This is a genomic window from Streptomyces sp. NPDC005799 (assembly GCF_040630525.1).
GTDB classification, from domain to species: Bacteria; Actinomycetota; Actinomycetes; order Streptomycetales; family Streptomycetaceae; genus Streptomyces; species Streptomyces griseorubiginosus_B.
Window position 1 is genome coordinate 1 of sequence record NZ_JBEXXQ010000142.1, and the last position, 5,504, is coordinate 5,504.

Below are 5,504 nucleotides of genomic sequence, written 5' to 3' on the forward strand. Positions count from 1 at the left end.
GTCCACCACACGCCGGGCCACCTGGGCCATCAGCGCCTCATGGCCGATCGTGCCGAAGCAGTCGCGGATATCGGCCTCGAACACCCACTCCCGCCGCTGGTTCGCGGCGACACGCACCGCTTCGCACGCGTCGATCGCGGACCTCTTGGGCCGGAATCCATAGCTCGCCTCGGTGAACTGGGCCTCGAATACCGGTTCAAGGACCATTTTCGCAGCCGTCATCACCACTCGGTCTGCCACCGTGGGGATCGAAAGCGGCCGGGACTCCCCCGGCCGCCCCGGTTTGGGAATCTTCACCCGCCGCAACACTGACGGACGATACGTATGCGTCCGCAGCTTCAGCGAAAGGTCATGCAGGAATGCATCCACCCCCGAGGCCGCCACCGCGTCGACGGTCATACCGTCCACGCCGGGGGCACCCCGGTTTGTGCACACACCGGCCCACGCCCGCCGGAGAACGTCCATGCGGTGGACATGGCAATACAGGGCGTGAAACCGGCGTTCGGGTTCTTGCTCGGCACAGCGGTAAAGCGTCCGCTGCAAGGCTCGGACCTTGTCCAGAGAACGGCCACCCGGTCCTGCGGCGCCTTCCTCCCGGCGGATGGAACTAGCCGAAACGGCACTCATCCGGGCCCCTCCCTGATTGCGAATCGCATCGATGAAGCAGGGGCCCTTCGCTCCCAGCGGGTTGTGTTGTCCCGCCGATCCTCACTACTACGACCCCCTCCGACTGCCTCTCGACAACCTCCCATTTCCCGGTTCTGCCGGTTATAGGAAGGCCACGCTTCCCGGGCCGCAAACCCGGAGCCGAGGAGGCTCTCTCCAGTTCCCAGGACAACCTTCCGACCATTCCACGCCCCTTACGCCGGGAGGTTCTTCGGCGACCGCTCCAGGTCCAAGATCGCCTTCCATGGCCTTCGCCAATCAAGCACAGGCTCGGCTCCTCCTTGGCCCGCCCACGGGCGGGGGTTAAATGACGACGCTGCAGGCTTCACTTCATGTTGCGGACTGGCCGGTTGCACACCCCCGAAGGGCGCTTGTCACTCCACTTCGACGCCACCATTTCGAGTGACGCCGGGAGTCAGCTACCAGGGACCCTGGCGTCTCCCCGGGACCGGACTTCCACCGGCTGGCTACCCTGAGCTTGACGTCCGGTTACATCACTCACATCCCTTCTGAGCTGGGAAGACGCCCGGACCCCTGGACGTACGCTTGGCGTTTAACATGGCAGGTCACTCGCTCTGCTGACCTGCGGTTCTTCCCGGGACAGCGGAGGCGGCCGTTCTCCACGCTTCGAGATGTCGAGTAACGAAGTGCGAGAGAACGGCCGCTGCGATGAGTCTGCCTGTCGATGTACCCAGAAGCGAGGCATTGGGTCTGTTGTCCCACTTTCGGGTCGAGTTCTACGAGTGTCTCTACAAGCGGGCGGATGCGCTTTTTTGAGCTCACCGACGCGGTGCTGTGTGCGGACGGACCGGTGAAGACGCTGGTCGAGTTGTCGATGGCTGCCGAGCACCGGCGCGGGCACGGAGCCCTGTACGCCGCGCTGGACCGGGGCCGGCTGGAACCGGCGCGGCTGCGGCGCGTTCTGGCCGGCCTGCCGGTGCCCAGGGCGGCCGACGGGCGGATCGTGCTCGCGGTGGATGTGTCGCACTGGCTGCGGCCCGACGCGCCGACCAGCGACGAGCGGCTGTTCTGCCACGTCTACGGACGCGGGGACCGCAGCAGTGACCAGTTCGTGCCGGGCTGGCCGTACTCCTTCGTCGCCGCCCTGGAAACGGGCCGCACCTCCTGGGTCGCTCTCCTGGACGCGGTCCGCCTGGGCCGGGCGGACGACGCCACCCAGATCACCGCCCGCCAACTCCGTGACGCGGTGGTCCGGTTGGTCACGGCCGGGCACTGGCAGCCAGGCGATCCCGAGATCCTGATCGTCATGGACTCCGGCTACGACAGCGCCTACCTCTCCCACGTCCTGGCCTATTTGCTCCGTACCAGATCCGTCCCCAGACCATAACGATCCTGGATGTCATGGGACTTGACGCCTATCGCCGACTATCTTCACATCATGTCCACGCCACCCGAGGCTTCGCAGCCCTCTGATCAGCCAGGCACCCCGGAGACGCCGGAGACCCCGAGCGCGTATCCGCACCCCAATCCGCAGTCCCTGAATCCGCAGCCCGCGGCTCCGGGTGCGCCGGGATCCGATCCGCCGCCGGCTCCCGCGCCCACACCGGCCCAGCCGAACTTCTACGCCCAGCCCACCCTGGTCGGCCAGCCTGCGCAGCCCCAGCCCCAGCCCCAGCCCCAGCCCCAGCCGGGCAACCCGTATGCCGCGCAGCCCTACTACGGCCCCGTGCCCGTCCCAGCGGCCCCGGGTGGCGGCGGCGGCGCCGGGCGGGCCGTGCTGTGGGCGGTCGTCGGCGCGGTGGTCGCCTCCGCCGTGTGGGCGGGCGGCGTGTTCCTCCTCGGCCGGGGCGACAGCGTCGAGCTGCGCGGCTACAGCACCCCCTCGAACCTGTGCACAGGCGCGGACTACTCGTCGTTCAAGGACGAGTACCCGAATGACGACTCCTCGCCGCTCCACAACTCCCTCAAGTCCGACGCCCTGGATGAGAGTTACTGCAGCCTGAGCCTGAAGAAGACCCCATCCAGCTACGGGGACGCCTATCTCACCATGCAGATGGACCTGCACAAGAAGACCGACCCGGCGGCCGAGTTCACCGCTCTGTGGAAGAACTACCGCAAGAGCCACTCGGGTTACGACGTGGAGATCGTCAAGGGCATCGGTGACGAGGCGTATCTCGTCAGCAACGACACCACCAGCGGCACAACCAGCGGATCCATCTATGCCACTCTCGCCGTCCGGGACGGCTGGATGACGTACACCATGGAGTTCACCGAGTACCGCACGACGTACAACAGTGACACGAGCCCACCGGATCTCAGCCAGGTCCGAGACTGGCTGAAGTCGGACACCAAGTCCACACTGGAGCAGACCAAGGACTGAGCGACGGTGCGGTGGCCGGCCGGCGAGCACCACCTCGACGGCCGGCCTCGGACACCGGACGCGTGGAGCCCCGGTCCCTGGGTATTCGCGGATCTGCAGGTGATCGCACCGTGCCCCGAGATTTAGGAGGGCACCACATGCTCATGGCACACCCGGCGGTCCGTTCCCGGCCGACGACGCTCGGCGCCACCGGCCGGGAACGGACCGTCAGTAACCGCTGCCGAGGCTCCGCGTGGTGTAGGAGCACTCGGTGTAGATGTAGCCGGAGCTGATCTTGACGGTGTCCTTGGCGGGCGACGAGGTGGTGCGGTTCTTGGGCTTGTGGACGAAGTAGGTGGTGCCCGCTGGCAGGCTGATGGTGCGCTGGGGGTAGCTCTTGCCGCTGGAGCAGGGCTTGAAGCCGGGGGTGATGGTGTCGGCGAAGGAGTAGGCCTTGCAACTGCCGCAGGCCTTGAGGGTGAAACTGCCGGTGACGGGGCCGGTGTAGAGGACGGTGATGTCGTCGGGGCTATCGTTCTTCACCGTCACCGAGATGCCGCCGCCGGAGGCGGTGGTGGGCAGCTTCTTGCCGGCGGCCGGGATGGTCTGGGCGATCTCGGCGGCTATGGCGATCTTCTGGGCGCGGGCCCGGTTCTTGTCGTGCTTGTGAGCGGAGGCGAAGTCGGTGAGGGTTTGCTGGGCCTCATCGAAGTCGCCGTGCTTGTACTGGTGGACGCCGCAGTCGTAGTCACCGGCGTCGGCCTTCGCGCCCGCCCGGTCGGCGTCCTTGTCGAGGTCGCTCGACTGCTCGCCCGCGCTGCCGGACAGGTCGCCGATCTGGGTCTTCAGCTCGCGCAGCTGGGAGACGGCGGTGCACGGATCGTCGCTGTGTACCTCCTTGGCGGCGGCGTCGACGGCCGAACTCACCGCGGGGGCGACCTTCGCGGCCGGCTCGGAGTCGGGGAAGGTGTCCAGCAGGTTGCCGTACTGCGTGACCCAGTCCGAATCGCCACCGGACATCCGCTGCGAACCGCACTCGTACAGCGAGGTGGCGAGCCGGTCGTCGGGCCATGTGCGCAGAGAGCCGATGGCGTCCTTGGGCATGGTGTCGGGCACCGTGCGCAGGTACTCGAGCGGTGCGACGGCGTCGCAGTAGTTCTTGTGGCCGTAGGCCGCGCCCACCGTCGCGTAGTAGGTCCTCATCCGGTCGGGGACCTCCGCCGCCGCGCGGGAGCCCGAGTGGTGGACCGCGAGGTTCCGGTAGGTCTCGAGCGCCGACCTGTAGTCGGACTTGCCGCTGCCGAACGAGTCCCGGCCGGCCGCCGTCACCAGGTCGTCGGCCTTCTGGAGCCGGTCGAGGAGGGCCTGCTCGATGGCCTCCTGGCGGGCGTTGTCGTACAGCACGGACCCGCCCACCGGTACGGCGAGCAGCGCCACGCCCAGCAGGATCGCGATCGGCGACCGTCCCGGCCAGGCCAGTCGCGTGCGCAGTGCGACGACGGCTCCGTGGACGGCGACCAGAACCAGGAACACGACGTACAGGCCGAGCGCGAGCCCGGGCACGCCGTCGGCGTCCGCGGGCAGCGCCACCAGCAGCAGGACGACGGTCGCCGCCCAGCACACGGCGGCCAGGACCCAGCGGCGCAGCACCGCGTAACCCAGGCCCAGACCGCTGAGGTTGAGCAGGGCGACGGCGACGGCCCGGCCTGCGTCCGGCGGCGCGGGCGGAGGACTCGACGGCATGGGCGGTACGAATCTGTTCTGGCCGTAGATATCCCCAGACATGGTGGGCTCCCCCCGTCAATACAGCCCGCTTGCTTATGAATTGGCAGTGTACGGCCAATGGTGAGGAGCCGACAGGGCAGCCGGTTCCGTTTGTGATCACATCGTGGTCAACCGGTGGCCCGGTCGCCGCCGCCCCGCAGGCGTTCGAGGTCCGCGGGGCGTACCGCAACGACCATGACGGCGATCAGGCCGGCGATCATGTGGAAGACGGCGGCCATCACGACCGCGGCCGAGACACCGGCGGTGAGGATCTGGTCGGACCAGGGCGACGGCAGATGTCCGGTCCGCCCGAAGCGCAGTCGTTCGGCCGGGGTGGCCTGCGCCAGGAACGCGGGGACCTGGTGTGCGCCGCGTCGCGGCCGGCCGTGCCGAACACCCTGACCAGGATGGACAGGCCGAGCGAACCGCCCACCTGTTGGGTAGCGTTGAGCAGCCCGGAGGCCGCGCCGGACTCGTGGACGGTGATGTTGGACAGCGCGGTCAGGGTGAGCGACACGAAGCCCATGCCCATGCCCATAGTCAACTTGACCCGGCTCTGAAGGACCGGGCTTGGAGGTAGCGCCCAGCTGGCTGCTGGGTTGGCTCCTCCGTCCAGACACCCCTATCGGGTGGCAGGGGCGCGTGACTCACGCCCCGCGTTCCACACGCTCTCGCCACGGGTGGCGATGTTGTGGGAAGCATTCCGGTCGGCGTGGGCAACGACCCCGCACCCCCGGCAGATGAAGAGTCCCTG

At 68.1% G+C, this 5,504-nt stretch carries 4 protein-coding genes and 2 pseudogenes; 2 read left to right on the forward strand and 4 right to left on the reverse strand.

Annotated features, from left to right (window positions below):
• Positions 1-399: reverse transcriptase domain-containing protein (locus ABZ453_RS50315; RefSeq protein ID WP_359026689.1), on the reverse strand; the 399-nt coding region annotated here is incomplete at its 3' end.
• Positions 400-1,335: 936 nt separating this feature from the next.
• Between ABZ453_RS50315 and ABZ453_RS50320 the strand changes: the two are divergent.
• Together ABZ453_RS50320 and ABZ453_RS50325 are read left to right on the forward strand one after the other, a co-directional pair.
• Positions 1,336-1,975: pseudogene (locus tag ABZ453_RS50320) on the forward strand (transposase); the annotation flags it as partial.
• Positions 1,976-2,065: 90 nt separating this feature from the next.
• The gene (locus ABZ453_RS50325) at positions 2,066-3,007 is read left to right on the forward strand and encodes a hypothetical protein (protein ID WP_359026685.1); all 942 of its coding nucleotides are present in this window, start codon (positions 2,066-2,068) and stop codon (positions 3,005-3,007) included.
• A gap of 207 nt (positions 3,008-3,214) precedes the next feature.
• Here ABZ453_RS50325 and ABZ453_RS50330 read toward each other — a convergent pair whose 3' ends face one another.
• The 3 genes and pseudogenes from ABZ453_RS50330 to ABZ453_RS50340 all read right to left on the reverse strand — a co-directional run bounded on the left by ABZ453_RS50330 (position 3,215) and on the right by ABZ453_RS50340 (position 5,492).
• Positions 3,215-4,771 (reverse strand): hypothetical protein, encoded by a 1,557-nt coding sequence (locus ABZ453_RS50330; protein WP_359026687.1) that lies wholly within the window; start codon positions 4,769-4,771, stop codon positions 3,215-3,217.
• Between the two features lie 107 nt (positions 4,772-4,878).
• Positions 4,879-5,291: pseudogene (locus ABZ453_RS50335) on the reverse strand (MFS transporter); the annotation flags it as partial.
• A gap of 81 nt (positions 5,292-5,372) precedes the next feature.
• Positions 5,373-5,492 (reverse strand): hypothetical protein, encoded by a 120-nt coding sequence (locus tag ABZ453_RS50340; protein ID WP_359024845.1) that lies wholly within the window; start codon positions 5,490-5,492, stop codon positions 5,373-5,375.
• Positions 5,493-5,504: the final 12 nt, after the last annotated feature.

Bases quoted from the DNA above. Each gene is read 5' to 3' on its own strand.
- ABZ453_RS50325 (WP_359026685.1), top strand. From the start codon at position 2,066: ATGTCCACGCCACCCGAGGCTTCGCAGCCCTCTGATCAGCCAGGCACC.
- ABZ453_RS50330 (WP_359026687.1), bottom strand. From the start codon at position 4,771: ATGTCTGGGGATATCTACGGCCAGAACAGATTCGTACCGCCCATGCCG.